Here is a 15,702-nt window from a genome sequence, read left to right as displayed (position 1 = left end):
TGAATGATATTAAGAATATGACTGTCTTTTACGAATCTACAGCAGTAAAACAAATGCGAGCCGATAAAACAAAGCTTACAGATACCCAACGACAACAAATTATGAATTTTTACGATTCAGAAACTGGAGCAAAAATGATTGCAAGTAGAGAAGGTTTGACAAAAATTGAAGGAGAAATTTCTCAGCAATGGAGTGGAGACTTGTATAAAAGTGTCCTTAGCAAACTTGCAGAAAAAGGATATAGTTTGAATTGATTTTTTAGACGCGCTTTGCTTTTNNGCTTTTAGATCGGCTTTGCCTCTTAGATTGCTTCGTTCTTAGACGTGACTTCGCCTCTTAGAATATTAGATACGCTTCGCTCTTGGTATTTTGGTAAGTGAATTTTTGTTTGGAACTTTATTTTCAAATTAACGGATAAACAACTCCTCAAATAGACAAATTATTTAGTCAATTTTGCTAAATAGTCATAATGTTCACCTTCTAAAACTAATTCGCATTGCAAGCCACAAGCATGTGCGGCATTTTGTAGTGTATTATAATCAATGTACAACCAATTAAAAGGCGCTTCGTGCTCTCCTTTATAACTTACGTAATAGAGTAGTTCGCCGTAATAATCAGTATCAGAAGGAATCCATTTGCCGCCATCTTCGTCTTCATCAAACATGTAAATGATATCAGATGAATCAACTAAAATTTGTCCGTCAGCAGTCAATATGGTTTTTAAATGATTTAAAAAATCAGCAATTCGGTTGAGTTTTCCGCACATTCCTGCGCCGTTCATCAATAATAAAATCGTATCAAACTGTCCCGAGAAGTCCATTACATCTGCTGCTTCCGCATGTTTTATACCTCTTAATGTACAGGCTTCAATAGCAGCTTCAGAAACATCGATTGCTGTAACGTCTAAATTGCGTTCATCTTGCAAATACAAACTGTGACTTCCGGCACCACAACCAACATCCAATACATTTCCTTTAGCTAATTGTAATGCGGTTTGTTCTAACAAAGGCATTTCCGAATACGAACGAAACAAATAGGGAAGTGGCAAAGAATCTTCTTCCGAGATAGAAGTTGCTGTTTTAATATCTTCCGTATAATTTCCCTGTTGGTAGTCTAAAATTGCTTTTCCAAATAAATCTTTCATGCCTCTCAATGCTTGTAGGCAAAAGTACTGTAATACAAAATAACTGTTCACATAAAAACATAAAAAAAGCAACGACTACTAGCTAATGCATTTGTCGTTGCTTTGTGTTAACTATAACCTAAATAATTAACAGAATAAATCTAGTCCCTAAAATCCCCCAATTTTATGCGCTAGTTTTCATCTTTTCATACGTAAAAATGATGTCTCATTCTCAGTATTCTATCTCTAAGTATCATTATGAAAGTTTTGTTACCCAACAAATCCAAAAAATATTAGGTATTTTTGTTTTTCAAGACAAAATTTAAATGGAGGACTTTATTAATGAGTTGCCAAAACTGGCAAAAGAGGTGGAAAAAGAGAATCAAAAATTCTTCAATAAATTAAAAAAGAAAACACCTAAAAATCTCGACTACATCATGCAAGAACTGCACGAGGAAGAATTTTCAAAAACAGATTGCTTAGCTTGTGCCAATTGTTGTAAAACGACAAGTCCTATTTTTACAAATGCAGATATTGCCCGTATTTCAAAGCATTTTCGCATGAAAGAACACCAATTTATAAGTCAGTTTTTATACTTTGATGAAGATAATTTTTATGTGTTAAAAACAGCACCTTGTCACTTTTTGGGAGCCGACAATGAATGTATGATTTATGATGTACGTCCAAAAGCATGCAGAGAATATCCACATACCAATCGTAAAAAGTTTCATAAGATTTCTGAAATTACAATGAACAATCTTTCTATTTGTCCAGCGACATATAATATTGTAGAAAAATTGAAGACTGTATTGGAGACAAAAGGAAAACGGTAGTTTGGACTGATTTTAAGAAAAACGTATCTTTATAAACTAACCAAACCTACGAAACTTAAATTATCTTGGACACTATCTTATCATATTTTGAGTCGATTCCTTCTTCGCACCGAAGCGCAATTTTAGTTGGTGGAATCGCTTTCTTTTGGCTTATAGAATATATTATTCCGCTCTTCCGATTCAACTATAAAAAAGTAAATCATGCAGGAATCAACATTTTCTTTACGCTTACCACAATTGTTATTAATTTCTTTTTAGCATTCTTATTATTCAAAGTCTCAGAATGGACTGTAACAAACAAATTTGGTGTTTTACAATGGATTGATCTTCAATTTCCAGAATTGTCTGCTTGGTGGTATGTACTAATAGGTGTTGCTTTGTTAGATTTCTTTGGCGCTTGGTTGGCACATTATGTAGAACATAGAGTTCCTGTATTATGGCGTTTTCATTTAGTGCATCATTCAGATACACATGTAGATACTACAACGGCAAACAGACATCATCCAGGTGAAAGTGTCATACGTTTTACATTCACGTTAATAGGAGTTTTAATTGTTGGTGCGCCAGTTGCAATCATTATGTTATACCAATCAATGTCGGTGGTGTTATCGCAGTTTAATCATGCAAATATTGGCATTCCAAGAAAACTAGATACATTAATTAGTTACATCATTGTATCGCCAAATATGCACAAAGTTCACCATCATCATGTGTTGCCATATACAGACACAAACTATGGAAATATCTTTTCTATTTGGGATCGAATTTTTCAAACATTCGCCAAAAAAGATCCAGAAACCTTAGTATATGGAGTTGATACCTATCCTGAAGCTTCTGAAAATGCCGATTTAAAAAGCCTACTAAAAATTCCTTTCAACAAATATCGTCCGCCAACTACTTTAAATTCGGAAGAATAATTATACTGTATGAAACAACACGTATTAGTTATTGGTTATGTGTGGCCAGAACCAAATTCTTCTGCCGCAGGAACACGTATGTTGCAATTATTGCAGTTATTTCGAGATCAGAACTGGAACGTAACTTTTGCTTGTCCAGCTGCTAAAAGTGAATTTTGTTATGACTTACGTCAGATGGAAATTGCGTCAAAAACCATTCAAATTAATGATACAAATTTTGACGAATACATTCAAACTTTAAATCCGTCTATTGTACTGTTTGATCGTTTTATGATGGAAGAACAATTTGGTTGGCGCGTTGCAGAACAGTGTCCAAACGCATTGCGAATTTTAGATACAGAAGATTTGCACAGTTTGCGAAAAGCGCGTCATCAAGCATTAAAAGATGGCAAAGAATTTCATATCGATCAATTAAAAAGTTACAATCTTGCACAACGAGAAATTGCCAGTATTTTACGTTGCGATATTTCATTACTAATATCAGAAGTAGAACGCGATCTATTAGTCAATCATTTTAAAATTGATGCTTCTTTACTGTTGTACATTCCGTTTATGCTGGAACAACTCAATCAAGAAACTATTGAAGCCTTACCAACTTTTGAAGAACGAGAACACTTTGTTACGATCGGAAACTTTTTGCATGCACCAAATCGCGATTTAGTCATGTATTTAAAAAAGGAAGTGTGGCCAATCTTACGAAAAAAACTACCCAAAGCAGAAATGCACATATATGGTTCGTATGCAAAAGAGCATAGTTTACAGCTTAATCAGCCGAAAGAGAAATTCTTTGTGCACGGTCGTGCAGAAAGTGCTGCTGAGGTTATTTCGAAAGCACGAATATTACTAGCGCCTTTACGTTTTGGAGCTGGACTCAAAGGAAAATTTATTGATGGCATGCAAAACGGAACACCTTGCGTTACAAGTACAATTGGAGCAGAAGGCATGCATGGAGAATTGCCGTGGAGCGGAATTGTTTCTGACACTATTGAAACCTTAGTCAACGAAACTGCGGAGTTGTACACAAACAAAAATCGTTGGGAAAAAGCACAACAAAACGGTTTTGAAATTTTGACAAAGCGGTATCAAAAAGAAAACTTTCAGCAACAGCTTTCACAAAAAATAGAAAGGACTCAACACAATTTGGAAGCACACAGAACGCAAAATTTTATGGGAAGCTTATTGCAATTGCACAATACAAAAAGCACCAAATACATGTCACTTTGGATAGAGGAGAAGAATAAATCTTAGAAATTATACATGTTGAATGCTAAATTTTAAATGTAAAAGTGTATTCTTTAAAATAAGCTCAATATTATGAAGACCAATCGTATTGATTTTTAAAATATTAATACAAATGTCAAATCGAGCGCAGTCGAGATTAATTTGAAAATGTATCAATGCCTCTTTTATTATTGTGGTCTTTTCTTATCTTTAAAAAATCATCAAATAAATTATACAACCACATGTCTCGTTTTTTTAAGTATTTACCAATATTGCTTTTGCTTTGTATGTCTTGTGAAAAAGCACCTGAATATAAAAAAGAAAGTGCTGTGAAAGAGACTAGTCCTACTTTCGAAAAATTAAAAGCGAATTATAACGAATACAAAGGCAAAGTATATTTTAGAGGAAATGACTCTTTTTTTGAGCTCAAAAACTATGATTATGAAAGTATACTAGATACTATTTATAAAACACATCCTCATATATTTAAAAAAACTGCTAACCTTGATGGGTTAAAAAATCAAGTAAAAACTTGGTTGCGAGATTCTATTTTCATTGATCCTTCAAAACAACACCAATTGCAGTTTTTTATGGGAGAAAGTGAAACACAATTGTATGATACTGAAATTAGTGATAGTTTAGAACTATATCAGTACAATCCTAAAAAGATGTTTCGTGTGGTAAATGCGCGTGCTGGTGCTATGAAACATCAAAATGAAAAAGTGTACCATCAATTTTACCCTAAGAAAGTAAAGTTTTTAGAAAAGAGCACAGAAATGTATAATGTACAACGAACAGGTCGATATTTATTTCATTATGAAAACGATCATGATTGCGCAGGAAAATGCACTCATTCTTCATTATATCGTATGGACACGTACATTGCAGATATCTACATTATAATAAGTCCATATCATAATAGTCCGTATAGACCAACGATAAAATTAACAGATACGGTTCATTATTTTTACAATCAGTTTGTGAAACAGGATTAACTACACATAAACATACTAAACCTTCTAAACATATAGAAACAGATTACTTCGTCATGCTTCCTCGTAATGACGTATTAAATTATAAATGTTGAGTGAATTTCAGAAGTAGTTCTCGATACAATTTTTCTTCATTTTATTGCGAAAAACTACTCGAACAGACGTTTGGAAATGATAAGATAAAATGTACTTTTTAACACCTAACACCTAACACCTAACACCTAACACCTAACACCCAACACCTCAATCAATCATACATCAAATACTGTTCGCGAACTTTTTTATAAAGACTCAAACCTTCTTGCCAAGTTGCTTTAATTTCAGCAGCTGTCATTCCGCTTTCAATTTGTTGTTGCAATTTGTCGGTTCCAGCAAGTTTATGAAAGAACTTATCCTTATTAAAAAATGCTGTTTTTGGCGCGTATTGTTTGTGTGTTTTGTAAAATTCTAATAACCATTCTAGGTTGATTTCCGACAAGCGCGGTTCTTTCGTTAAATTATATCCATTACATTCTTTGCCATTGTGTTTTGGATGCTTTGCTCCGAAGTTTGGCTTAGGTGTAAAACTATATAAATGGCGTTTTAAAAAATATTCTGGAGTTCCTATAATTTGGAACTGTCTTTCCGTTCCGCGTCCAACGCTTATTGCAGTTCCTTCAAACAAACACAAACTTGGATATAAATTAATAGATTGATCGTTTGGTAAGTTTGGTGAAGGTTTTATAGGCAAACTATACGGCGTTTGATGTGTGTAATTATCAATTCTAATCACAGTTAAATCGCAGGTCACGTTATTTTTTAACCATTTTTCTCCGTTAATCATTTCTGCGTATTCACCAATGGTCATACCATGCACAATTGGTATAGGATGCATTCCTATAAAGCTTTTAAATTTCTTTTCTAAAATAGGGCCATCAACATAATGTCCGTTCGGATTTGGTCTGTCTAACACAATCACAGGAATATTTGCTTCAGCGCAAGCTTCCATTACGTAATGAAGAGTAGAAATGTAGGTGTAAAAACGCACGCCAACATCTTGCACATCAAATATGACAACATCTAAATTTTCAAGCTGTTTTGGAAATGGTTTTTTATTCTTTCCATAAAGAGAAATAATCGGTAAACCCGTTTTTACATCTTTTCCGTCTTTTACAATTTCGCCTGCATCTGCTTTTCCACGAAAACCATGTTCGGGAGAAAAAACAGTTTTCACATTTACACTCAATCCAACTAACGAATCTACCAAATGCGTATATGTTTTGTCCGCTTTAAAAATAACGCTGGTTTGATTGGCAACAATACCAACACGTTTATTTGCGAGTTTTGGTAGCAATTCAGCCGTTTTGTTTGCACCGACAATAATTTCTTTCTTTGTCAATTCTGCGGAAGCATTTTCGGCTTTAGAAATTGAAGAAACACTAGCATCAGCAATTTTTTGTGTCTTTTGTTGTTCTTTAGAGTCACATCTTGTGAAAAATCCAATTAATAACAACAATAAAAATGTATTTTTGAAAAATCTATAAACCATAGCTGAATTTGAATTACGAGTTTTTTATTGCCAAACGTATTATTAAGGCAAAACAATATAAAAGTAGTGTATCGGCAACAATAATAAAAATTGCCATTGCAGCTATTGCAATTGGCATTGTTATGATGATGGTTGCGATTGCTACAGGAATGGGACTGCAAAAAACGATCCAAGAAAAAGTTGCGGCGTTTAATGGGCATATTCAAATTTCAAATTTTGATAATAATAACTCTGAGGTTTCTTTAATGCCGTTGGATGTAAAACAAGAGTTTTACCCAGATTTTACGGAGGTTTCAGGCATGACACATGTTCAAGCAGTTGCTATAAAAGCAGGAATTATTCGCACCGAAAAAACTTTTGAAGGAGTGTTGGCAAAAGGTATTGGACCAGATTATAATTGGGCTGCTTTTGAAGAATTTATAACCGAAGGTCGCCTTCCAAATGTTTCCGAAAAACGTGAAAATAGGGAAGTGCTGATGTCTGCTTATATGGCAAGACGACTCGAATTAAAGTTAGGAGACACATTTAAAACGATATTTTTAAAGGAAGATACGAGCGAAATTCCGAATGAACGTACATTTGAAATTGTAGGGATTTACAATTCGGGCTTTCAAAAATTTGACGCTAACGTAATGCTGATGGATATTCGTCACATTCAGCGTATGAACAAATGGAAAAATGGCGAAGTTGGAAACTTTGAAGTTTTTATTGATGATTTTGGTACAATTCAAGAAAAAACAAAGGAAGTATACGACACTATTTCTTCAAACCTAGATACGCAAAATGTCACGAATAAGTTTCCGTTTATTTTTGAATGGATTTCTTTGTTTGATGTAAACATATTTCTCATCATCGGAATCATTATCATTGTTGGTGGTATCAATATGATTACTGCACTCTTGGTATTGATTTTAGATAGAACACCAATGATTGGAATCTTAAAATCACTGGGAAGTAGCGATTTAAGCATTCGTAAAATATTCTTATACAATGCTGCATATTTGATCGGAATTGGATTGCTTTGGGGAAATGTAATTGGTCTCGGATTTATTTGGGCGCAAGATACATTTGGCTTCTTAAAATTCCCGAATCCAGAACAATATCATACATCTATCATTCCTATACATCTCGAAATATGGCATGTGTTAGCACTTAATATTGGTACATTAGTATTGTGTGTGTTAATGTTATTAATTCCTTCATTTATCATTACAAAGATATCGCCTGTAAAAGCGATTAAATTTCAGTAAGTTTTAGCATTTATAATTCAATACGTCATTACGAGGAAGCATGACGAAGTAATCTGTTTCTAATCCATATTAGAAGTTGTTTTCGAAACAAACAGATTGCCACGAATTTTTCTAAAATTCTCCAGTAATAAGCCTATAACGCTTCTCTTTACCGTATTTTTTTTCGATGGCAGGATCTAAAATAGTTGGATCAACGCCTAAATGAACAGAAGTTTCAAACGCTTTGTAAAAGCCTTCTTTGTCTCCCATAGCAAATAAAATTTCTGCTTTTGTGGCATTATAAATTCCGTCTTGACTTTTGTATGCTAGTGCTTTATTGATACTTTCTAAAGCCAAATCATACCGTTTTAATACATACAATGAAAACGCTTTGTTATTGTAGGCTAATGCATATTCAGGGTTCATCTCGAGCGATTTGTCAAAATAAAAAATAGCTTTTTCTCTATCGCCTATATCTGCATAGGTTTCTCCTAAGTTGTGATACGATTGATGATTTGGATGAATCTCGATAGCTTTATAATACCCTTCTTTTGCTTCTTGAAACTTTCCTCTTTTTCTTAATTCCCAAGCTTCGTTATGTATGATTCGGTAATCGATTTTTTCGTTGTCTGCCATCGTATAAAATTATGCTTCTAATATACTATATAGTTATCAAATAATTAAAAGATGACTAGAACACTTTATGTAAAAATGATACAAGAAAGTTTCGTAAGTTTTATTAGCCTATTAATTTAATAGACTTTTAAGATTTAATATTATAATATATGTACAGACTTTGTATCTTTGTCCTTTCAAAACATAAGAATGGAATACGCAGAAAATATATTAGGTACTATTGGAAATACTCCGTTAGTTAAAATGAATGCTTTAGTAAAAGACGTTGAAGCATTGGTATTGGCGAAATATGAAACATTCAACCCTGGAAATTCTGTAAAAGACAGAATGGCGTTAAAAATGATTGAAGATGCAGAAGCTGACGGTCGTTTGCAGCCTGGAGGAACTATTATTGAAGGAACTTCTGGAAACACAGGAATGGGTTTAGCATTGGCTGCCATTGTAAAAGGATATAAGCTAATTTGTGTAATGGCTGATAAACAATCGAAAGAAAAGATTGATATTTTACGTGCCGTTGGAGCAGAAGTTATTGTCTGTCCTACTGCGGTTGAGCCAGACGATCCACGTTCATATTATTCAGTATCGAAACGTTTGGGAGAAGAAACTCCAAATGCTTGGTACGTAAACCAATATGACAATCCTAGTAATGCAAGAGCGCATTATGAAAGCACAGGTCCTGAAATATGGAAACAAACCGATGGAAAAATCACGCATTTTATTGTTGGAGTAGGAACAGGAGGAACTGTTTCGGGTGTTGGAAAATACTTAAAAGAACAAAATCCGAATATTAAAGTTTGGGGAGTTGATACTTATGGTTCTGTGTTTAAAAAATATCATGAAACAGGTATTTTTGATGAAAACGAAATTTACTCGTATATCACAGAAGGAATTGGAGAAGATATTTTACCTAAAAATGTAGACTTCGATATTATTGATGGATTTACGAAAGTAACCGATAAAGATGCTGCTGTATACACACAGCGTTTGGCAAAGGAAGAAGGTATGTTTTTAGGAAACTCTGCCGGATCTGCCATAAAAGGAGTATTGCAATTAAAAGAACACTTTACCAAAGACGATGTTGTAGTAGTGTTGTTTCACGATCACGGAAGTAGATATGTTGGAAAAATGTTTAATGATGATTGGATGCGCGAACGCGGATTTTTGGATGAAGAAGTTTCGACTGCTGCCGATTTAATCACAGAACATCATGACAAACCATTAGTAACTGTAAAAACGGGCGAATTGGTTTCGCATGCTATTGAGCGTATGCGTAAGTTTAAAATCTCGCAAATTCCTGTGGTAGACACTGAAGGTTTTGTAGGTTCAATTGATGAAACATCGTTGTTTGCACAATACATGGAAAACAAGGACATTGCAGATACATACATTGCAGATATTATGCAAAAGCCGTTTCCTGTAGTACATAAAAATAGTTCTATTGATGATATTTCTAAACTGATAACCAAAGACAATCAAGCTGTTTTGGTCGATTTAGGGAATGATAAGCATCACATCATTACCAAATATGATATCATTAAAGGTATTGGGTAAAGAATACTAAATATAAAAATAAAGCGCGTTTAATTCAATTTGTTAATTTGATGATTTGTCAATTTGAAAATAAAGTTTTAAACACAACTTAACTATTGTATGAAACTGTCTAAGAGCGCAGCGATCTAAACAAAAAAAGTCGAATACGTTTGTATTCGACTTTTTATATTTATGTATATTTTTTATGATATAGGATCTTTCGTTTTAAAATCTGCGACCAGTTTTTTATAGCGTTTTTCTAGGTTTCTATTATCTATTAGAATAATTACCAATACAGAAAAGAAAATAAAGATAAAGTAGCCTAAAACAGAATCAAGTGTTTCGTCTTCGCCACCTGCTACGCTAGCACTACCTACCACACCACTATCATCGGCAACTGCTCTAGGAGGATCAAATAGAGGTTCATTTCCAGGTTCTGTAGCAATGATTGTGTTTAGATTAATTACATTTCCATCGGTGTAAGACGAATTTACTGCCAACAGACTGCAACTATATAAGAAAATCAATACTAAAGTATATTTTATTTTCACAATTTAAAAGTGTATAAAAAACCCACAAAATTAATTCTTAACACCTGACTTTTAATTTCTTAAAAAATCATGGGTTTAGCCATTTTATTTTATAAAACATATTTGTGAGCATGACTTTTTTTGCAAAATGGTAGTAAGCACATGCTATTAAAATGACTAAAAATCATAGTATATTTTATAAAAACAATTACAATGTTTTTATAAGACAACAATCAAATTTTTAAAAATTAGCCTTTACGGAGTTTTTTTTAGGTTTTTAATAAGTTCATTTATTATTTAGGACTAAAAATTACAACGTACTTCTAATAAAATATGAGACAACAGAAATAATTGGCTTAGGGGAAAGATGTTTTTCTGTGTACAATCAATATTTTATTGAAATTTGGAATTCTAAAATTCCGCTCTTCATTTATTACTCTGACAAATTAACAACTTTTTTTTGAGAATGTTGTAATAAAATTCCGGATTAACTGCAAAGAAAGGAAGATGAATGGCTTTTTTTAAGGAATTCTTTGTCAGAATCGTGATCTTATTCATAAAAATAAAGAAGCATCCTAAAACTGAATTATACATTTTAGGATGCCTCTTTAGTGATAGAAATTAATATTTTATAATCTTCTTTACTTCATAGGTATTTAATCGTAAAAAGTATATGCCATTGGCTATAGTGCTTAAATCTAGCTTATCTGTCGCGGCTAACTTTCCTTTTATAATTTCTTTTCCGTGTACATCTGTTAAAGTAAAAGGCGTATTGTTTTCCAAACCAGCAATATGCAAAAAGTCTTTCGTTGGGTTTGGATAATAGGTAAATGTACGTTTAGAAGCTTCATCAACTCCTAATGTGCTTAAATCAAAGCGTACAACTCTGGCTCCTGCTTGTTCGGCAATATATAAATCATTTCCATCAACCAACATTCCCCACGGATCATTATCAAGTGTCAAAAAATTATCGACAACAAATATATTTTGTGAAATATCAATTCTTGCCACCGTATTAATTGATGGTTGTGTAAAATACAAGTAATCATTATGAAATGCTACATGCGAAATTCCGTCTTCAAGTGTCAACACAGGCGTTAACACAGGATTACTATCCGTAACATTCACTTTAGAAATGCTGGTTCCGTGCGTAATGAATAATTCGTCTCCGCGAAAAGCAATTCCATTTACAAGTCCGCCAGGTATGAGTGTAACAACATCTACAGGTGTTGGATTGCTTTGTGTAACATCAACTTTAATGACTTTTGCTCCTTGTCGTAATGAAATATATAATTCATCATTACGAAATGCTAAACCCATTGGTGTTGTAATGTTGGTCACTACATCTATTAACAAATCATGCGGGTCAGTGACATCTACTTTTACAACTTTACTGTCGTTAGCGCCAAGTAGCGGAATGTATAAATCATTTCCGTGAAAGGCTATAAACGTAGGAAAATTTACAGGTTGTAAATACTGCGTAGTTGCAGTGGTCGAAGTGTCGGTAAGGTCTTTTTTTTGTATAGAAGCGTTTCCGACTGAACTAATAAAAAGATCGTTGTCTTTCTTAGCAATGCCAATTGGATTTAGAAGTCCTGTATTGGCAACATCAACAACTTCTTGTGCAGAAATTGTGAAGCACATCAGTAGGCATACAGCCATGCAGATGCAAGTGTAGTTTTTTTTCATGGTACTTGGTTTTAATGTTTGTTACCTAAAAGTTACCTTGAATTTTGGCGAATAAAAAAAGATGTTATTCTAAATTTATAAATCATGAACGCTAGTTGAATAGTGTATTTTTCTGACACATAAATGATTAGACTTGCATATTGACGACTTTTTAAAGTATGAATAAAAGGAACCAAAGTTTGCCTTGTTACCCTTAATTTATAGTAGCATCAATCTTACTGATTTCCCGTTTGTCTACTAAAACCAATACATTATACTGAGTAATTAAAACTTTCAATTATGATAGTGTGTACTAAGTTCATGTTTTCAAAATTGTAGATATTAAATGTCTTTATTTCTGGGGTTATAGCTTATAAATAATTATTAATTACTGATAATGAATGTGTTATTTGTTCTGTATTTATAAATCACGACAAGCTTTGTTTTCATGATAATGAAGATTCAACTAGCTTAGATTCAATTATTAACATAAAATCATTTATTATGAAAAAAAGAGATTTAAAATCATTAAAATTGAACAAGAAATTAGTTTCTAACTTTAAAGAAGTAAAAGGAGGAGCAGAAAGAACTGATTTATTTTGCGACACATGGGGATTCTGTGAAACATGGGGATTCTGCGAAACATGGGCTGGATGTGGAGACACTAAATAATTTTCAGCTAAAAAGAGGAGTTTTAAGCTCCTCTTTTTTTTTTGATTTCTTATGTCGTGTTGCAACGTATTATAAAGCAATCGTGCTCAACATCGTTTCATTTTGTATATCGTTTGCGTCTAATGCGTATTGATACACACCTTGTTCGCCTACCAAAATCAGTAAATCATTCTGAATAATTACATCAAAACTTTCAATATTAATGGCGTGTACTAAGTTCATGTTTTCTGGATCGGAAATATCAAATATCTTTACTTCATCATCACACACAAATAAATAATCTCCATAAAAGCCCATTCCAATTGGTCCAGCTAAATTTCGTTGCGAAATCAAAATCGGATTCGTTACATCGGTTACATCATACACTTCCAATAAATTCAAATTCATACCACATTGATTTCCGCCTTTAAGCGTTACAAAAGCATGTGTAGCTGTGGCAATTACAGGATCGCAGGCAGTAAAATGTTCTACTGCAGAAAGTAATTGAGGTGTTTCAAAATTATTAGCATCATAAATAAACATACCGTTTCTAGAACCTATGTACAAAAACGACTTATAAGAAAATAAAGTTTCTATATTAAACCCAACATTTACTGAGTTGACCAATACAGGATTCTCTCTATCATGAATATCAAACACATTCAAATTCTGAAAATCGACCGTGTATAGGTGATTGTCTAAAATGGTAAACCGAGCTAACGATCCCGATTGTCCCGATTCACCCGCAAAAGAGCCTGTGTCTGAGTTAACACTATCTGCATTACAGCCTACAAATAACATTGCAAGGCTTCCTAAAAATATATATATAATCTTTCTCATTAGTTTAGGTTTAAATTCCAGTCAACAACAATTTCATCTGCTCCTAAATTAGGATGATATCCATCAGGAGAATTTATTACAGGAAATACATTTTTTACACGTTTTGTCTCGGTAACATTTGTCAATGCATCCGTAAACTTTAATGCTACCAAATCGACAGCTTGATTTATATAAAAAGATTCGCCTTTAAAAATAATATCGGTCACGCCAGGTGTCGTTAAAAACTTTTCCACCACAGGGCTTGAAGGATTTGTATTGTTGATGATGTGAAAACCAACATACGGTTCGTTCACAAATAAATAATTGCCGATTACATAAATTTTTCCTGTTTCTTCAATTGGACGTGCTTCTTGCAGCGTTATTGAGCTTTCCAAATCGGCTCGCGAAAGGATAAGAGGGCTATACGAAGTCGTAAAACCTGGGTCGCCTCCGTCATCATCTGTGTACCAACAAGAAATAAGACTCAAACAGAGAATAAGTGTGAATAATTTGTTTTTCATAATGGTTGTTTTTGTACTAGATACAAAAAAACGAATAAGGTTGCGTAGATTTAGTCTAAATTAACTTATTTATAAAATTGAGGCAGAAAAGCAGCTCACATTCTTATGAACGTATGTTTACCAAAACATGATGTTACTGTTAATATTTACAGGCGTTCATACGTAATTTTTACTAGCAAATTCGAATGCTTTCTAATAGCTTAACTATGGTGTTTCCGTAGCATATTAGTTGGTTTGTGTTATAACTTAGAGGAAGTAATACAGTTACATATTTACAAACCAAAAACCACAAATCATGAAAAAAGTTTTCAATTACAAATTATTTGTATTGTTACTGGGTTTAAGCATTTTTATAAGCTGCCAGCACGATACAGATGAGTTGCTAGACCAAGAAGCAACTGAGATTATAAACGACCGTGTCGATGCCAAATGGCTTGCATCAGACAATCATCCTGTTGTGCAACTATTGTACAAGCGTGGATATGAAAAAGGAACCATCTACGAAACAGAAGATCATTTTCTTGCGCCGCCAGATTTATTATATAGTAAAGACATCAACGATTACGACCTAACTGCTACAGGCGATATTGATGTAAAACAGGCATTTAATACAGGAAAAACCGTGTCTTTAGATAGAATGCGTATCAATGTGTTTTTAGACAACTCTATCGGTACCGATTTACAAACACAATCTGTAAATGCTATTAATGAACTCAACGGAATTAACAATTGTGCATTGTTTTTTGTACGTGTATTCAATGCCAACCAAGCACAAATAACCATTCGTAGCGATTTTGGTGTAGAACCAAACAACGTACTAGGTCGCGCTGGTTTCCCGTCTAACGGACGTGCATTTAACACCGTAACACTAAATGTAGATCGTTTGGCTGATTTTGGTGCAAATATCCGCAGAAACACCATCATACATGAGCTAGGACATTGTGTAGGCTTACGTCATACCGATTGGCAAGCAAACAGAGAGCGTAGTGCGGTAAACATTCCGGGAACCAGTGCCAACGATACAGGATCAATTATGTGGCATACCATTAATGGAGGAACTCCTTTTACTGGTGGCGATCTAGTAGCTTTTAGAGCTTTGTTTCCACGTGCTTTGCGTATGGATGTTGTGAACGAAATTGACGAATACGATTATGGCGAAATATATGTTGTAGACAATGTTTTTGTAGATGTTTTTACGAACGGAAGCTATACTACATCCGCAACCTTAAACAGAAATGTAAACGTTAGCTATCGTATTAATGTGCAAGAATACAATCATACTTCGGGTACGTATTACTACAATCGAAATCGTACCTTAACAGCAGGAAGCAATCGCTATTATATTGATGATGAAGAAGAAGAATGTTCGCCATACCAAGGGGAAACCTGTACGTATGAAAATCTTGAAATCAGATTGGCAAGTTCCATACTATAGCACCAATTCTAAAGTGTTTAAAATACAAAAGCCCAACTAAAAACTAGCTGGGCTTTTTTCATGGTTATA

Annotated in this window: 15 protein-coding genes and 1 pseudogene; 9 read left to right on the top strand and 7 right to left on the bottom strand. The window is 33.6% G+C overall.

What is annotated here, in order from left to right; translation table 11 throughout:
• Window positions 1-254, top strand: a pseudogene (locus ACRBBL_RS26865) (DUF2059 domain-containing protein); the annotation flags it as partial.
• Between the two features lie 185 nt (window positions 255-439).
• Here the strand turns inward: ACRBBL_RS26865 and ACRBBL_RS26860 are convergent.
• Window positions 440-1,144, bottom strand: coding sequence for a class I SAM-dependent methyltransferase (locus ACRBBL_RS26860; RefSeq protein ID WP_431372196.1), 705 nt, complete (start codon window positions 1,142-1,144; stop codon window positions 440-442).
• Window positions 1,145-1,449: 305 nt separating this feature from the next.
• Here ACRBBL_RS26860 and ACRBBL_RS26855 point away from each other — a divergent pair, with 305 nt between their 5' ends.
• From ACRBBL_RS26855 to ACRBBL_RS26840, 4 genes are all read left to right on the top strand, one after another.
• Complete coding sequence (locus ACRBBL_RS26855; protein ID WP_431372195.1) at window positions 1,450-1,956, top strand: YkgJ family cysteine cluster protein; 507 nt, start codon at window positions 1,450-1,452, stop codon at window positions 1,954-1,956.
• 65 nt (window positions 1,957-2,021) lie between these two features.
• Complete coding sequence (locus ACRBBL_RS26850; protein ID WP_431372194.1) at window positions 2,022-2,873, top strand: sterol desaturase family protein; 852 nt, start codon at window positions 2,022-2,024, stop codon at window positions 2,871-2,873.
• A 9-nt stretch (window positions 2,874-2,882) separates the two neighbouring features.
• Window positions 2,883-4,121 (top strand): glycosyltransferase family 4 protein, encoded by a 1,239-nt coding sequence (locus ACRBBL_RS26845; RefSeq protein WP_431372193.1) that lies wholly within the window; start codon window positions 2,883-2,885, stop codon window positions 4,119-4,121.
• 260 nt (window positions 4,122-4,381) lie between these two features.
• Window positions 4,382-5,089: a hypothetical protein gene (locus ACRBBL_RS26840; RefSeq protein ID WP_431372192.1), complete on the top strand. Its 708-nt coding sequence runs from the start codon at window positions 4,382-4,384 to the stop codon at window positions 5,087-5,089.
• A 244-nt stretch (window positions 5,090-5,333) separates the two neighbouring features.
• Here ACRBBL_RS26840 and ACRBBL_RS26835 read toward each other — a convergent pair whose 3' ends face one another.
• Window positions 5,334-6,614, bottom strand: a complete 1,281-nt coding sequence (locus tag ACRBBL_RS26835; RefSeq protein ID WP_431372191.1) for an exo-beta-N-acetylmuramidase NamZ family protein — start codon at window positions 6,612-6,614, stop codon at window positions 5,334-5,336.
• Between the two features lie 8 nt (window positions 6,615-6,622).
• Here ACRBBL_RS26835 and ACRBBL_RS26830 point away from each other — a divergent pair, with 8 nt between their 5' ends.
• Window positions 6,623-7,864, top strand: a complete 1,242-nt coding sequence (locus ACRBBL_RS26830; protein WP_431372190.1) for an ABC transporter permease — start codon at window positions 6,623-6,625, stop codon at window positions 7,862-7,864.
• Window positions 7,865-7,975: 111 nt separating this feature from the next.
• Here the strand turns inward: ACRBBL_RS26830 and ACRBBL_RS26825 are convergent, their stop codons facing one another.
• Window positions 7,976-8,479: a tetratricopeptide repeat protein gene (locus ACRBBL_RS26825; RefSeq protein WP_431372189.1), complete on the bottom strand. Its 504-nt coding sequence runs from the start codon at window positions 8,477-8,479 to the stop codon at window positions 7,976-7,978.
• A 189-nt stretch (window positions 8,480-8,668) separates the two neighbouring features.
• On the opposite strand from ACRBBL_RS26825, the gene ACRBBL_RS26820 reads away from it, so the two are divergent.
• Window positions 8,669-10,030: a pyridoxal-phosphate dependent enzyme gene (locus ACRBBL_RS26820; RefSeq protein WP_431372188.1), complete on the top strand. Its 1,362-nt coding sequence runs from the start codon at window positions 8,669-8,671 to the stop codon at window positions 10,028-10,030.
• 182 nt (window positions 10,031-10,212) lie between these two features.
• On the opposite strand, the gene ACRBBL_RS26815 is transcribed toward ACRBBL_RS26820, so the two are convergent.
• Entirely contained in the window at window positions 10,213-10,560 is a 348-nt protein-coding gene (locus tag ACRBBL_RS26815) for a hypothetical protein (RefSeq protein ID WP_431372187.1), read from the bottom strand.
• A 600-nt stretch (window positions 10,561-11,160) separates the two neighbouring features.
• The gene (locus ACRBBL_RS26810) at window positions 11,161-12,228 is read right to left on the bottom strand and encodes a T9SS type A sorting domain-containing protein (protein ID WP_431372186.1); all 1,068 of its coding nucleotides are present in this window, start codon (window positions 12,226-12,228) and stop codon (window positions 11,161-11,163) included.
• 483 nt (window positions 12,229-12,711) lie between these two features.
• On the opposite strand from ACRBBL_RS26810, the gene ACRBBL_RS26805 reads away from it, so the two are divergent.
• The gene (locus ACRBBL_RS26805; protein WP_431372185.1) at window positions 12,712-12,879 is read left to right on the top strand and encodes a hypothetical protein; all 168 of its coding nucleotides are present in this window, start codon (window positions 12,712-12,714) and stop codon (window positions 12,877-12,879) included.
• 69 nt (window positions 12,880-12,948) lie between these two features.
• Here ACRBBL_RS26805 and ACRBBL_RS26800 read toward each other — a convergent pair whose 3' ends face one another.
• Both ACRBBL_RS26800 and ACRBBL_RS26795 read right to left on the bottom strand, forming a co-directional pair.
• A complete protein-coding gene (locus tag ACRBBL_RS26800) occupies window positions 12,949-13,698 on the bottom strand; it encodes an LVIVD repeat-containing protein (RefSeq protein ID WP_431372184.1) in 750 nt (249 codons plus the stop codon).
• A complete protein-coding gene (locus ACRBBL_RS26795) occupies window positions 13,698-14,198 on the bottom strand; it encodes a hypothetical protein (protein WP_431372183.1) in 501 nt (166 codons plus the stop codon). The genes ACRBBL_RS26800 and ACRBBL_RS26795 overlap by 1 nt, the downstream gene beginning before the upstream one ends.
• A gap of 295 nt (window positions 14,199-14,493) precedes the next feature.
• On the opposite strand from ACRBBL_RS26795, the gene ACRBBL_RS26790 reads away from it, so the two are divergent.
• Window positions 14,494-15,633 (top strand): M57 family metalloprotease, encoded by a 1,140-nt coding sequence (locus tag ACRBBL_RS26790; RefSeq protein WP_431372182.1) that lies wholly within the window; start codon window positions 14,494-14,496, stop codon window positions 15,631-15,633.
• Window positions 15,634-15,702 lie beyond the last annotated feature (69 nt).

Source organism: Kordia sp. (assembly GCF_050633145.1).
In the GTDB taxonomy this organism is placed as follows: domain Bacteria; phylum Bacteroidota; class Bacteroidia; order Flavobacteriales; family Flavobacteriaceae; genus Kordia.
Note: the sequence above shows the minus strand (reverse complement) of the source record. Positions and strands in the feature narration are given on the sequence as shown.

What these genes read in the sequence shown, in the direction of transcription:
- ACRBBL_RS26860 (WP_431372196.1), bottom strand. Translation starts at nt 1,144, where the DNA reads ATGAAAGATTTATTTGGAAAAGCAATTTTAGACTACCAACAGGGAAAT.
- ACRBBL_RS26855 (WP_431372195.1), top strand. Translation starts at nt 1,450, where the DNA reads ATGGAGGACTTTATTAATGAGTTGCCAAAACTGGCAAAAGAGGTGGAA.
- ACRBBL_RS26845 (WP_431372193.1), top strand. Translation starts at nt 2,883, where the DNA reads ATGAAACAACACGTATTAGTTATTGGTTATGTGTGGCCAGAACCAAAT.
- ACRBBL_RS26840 (WP_431372192.1), top strand. Translation starts at nt 4,382, where the DNA reads ATGTCTTGTGAAAAAGCACCTGAATATAAAAAAGAAAGTGCTGTGAAA.
- ACRBBL_RS26835 (WP_431372191.1), bottom strand. Translation starts at nt 6,614, where the DNA reads ATGGTTTATAGATTTTTCAAAAATACATTTTTATTGTTGTTATTAATT.
- ACRBBL_RS26825 (WP_431372189.1), bottom strand. Translation starts at nt 8,479, where the DNA reads ATGGCAGACAACGAAAAAATCGATTACCGAATCATACATAACGAAGCT.
- ACRBBL_RS26820 (WP_431372188.1), top strand. Translation starts at nt 8,669, where the DNA reads ATGGAATACGCAGAAAATATATTAGGTACTATTGGAAATACTCCGTTA.
- ACRBBL_RS26810 (WP_431372186.1), bottom strand. Translation starts at nt 12,228, where the DNA reads ATGAAAAAAAACTACACTTGCATCTGCATGGCTGTATGCCTACTGATG.
- ACRBBL_RS26805 (WP_431372185.1), top strand. Translation starts at nt 12,712, where the DNA reads ATGAAAAAAAGAGATTTAAAATCATTAAAATTGAACAAGAAATTAGTT.
- ACRBBL_RS26800 (WP_431372184.1), bottom strand. Translation starts at nt 13,698, where the DNA reads ATGAGAAAGATTATATATATATTTTTAGGAAGCCTTGCAATGTTATTT.
- ACRBBL_RS26795 (WP_431372183.1), bottom strand. Translation starts at nt 14,198, where the DNA reads ATGAAAAACAAATTATTCACACTTATTCTCTGTTTGAGTCTTATTTCT.
- ACRBBL_RS26790 (WP_431372182.1), top strand. Translation starts at nt 14,494, where the DNA reads ATGAAAAAAGTTTTCAATTACAAATTATTTGTATTGTTACTGGGTTTA.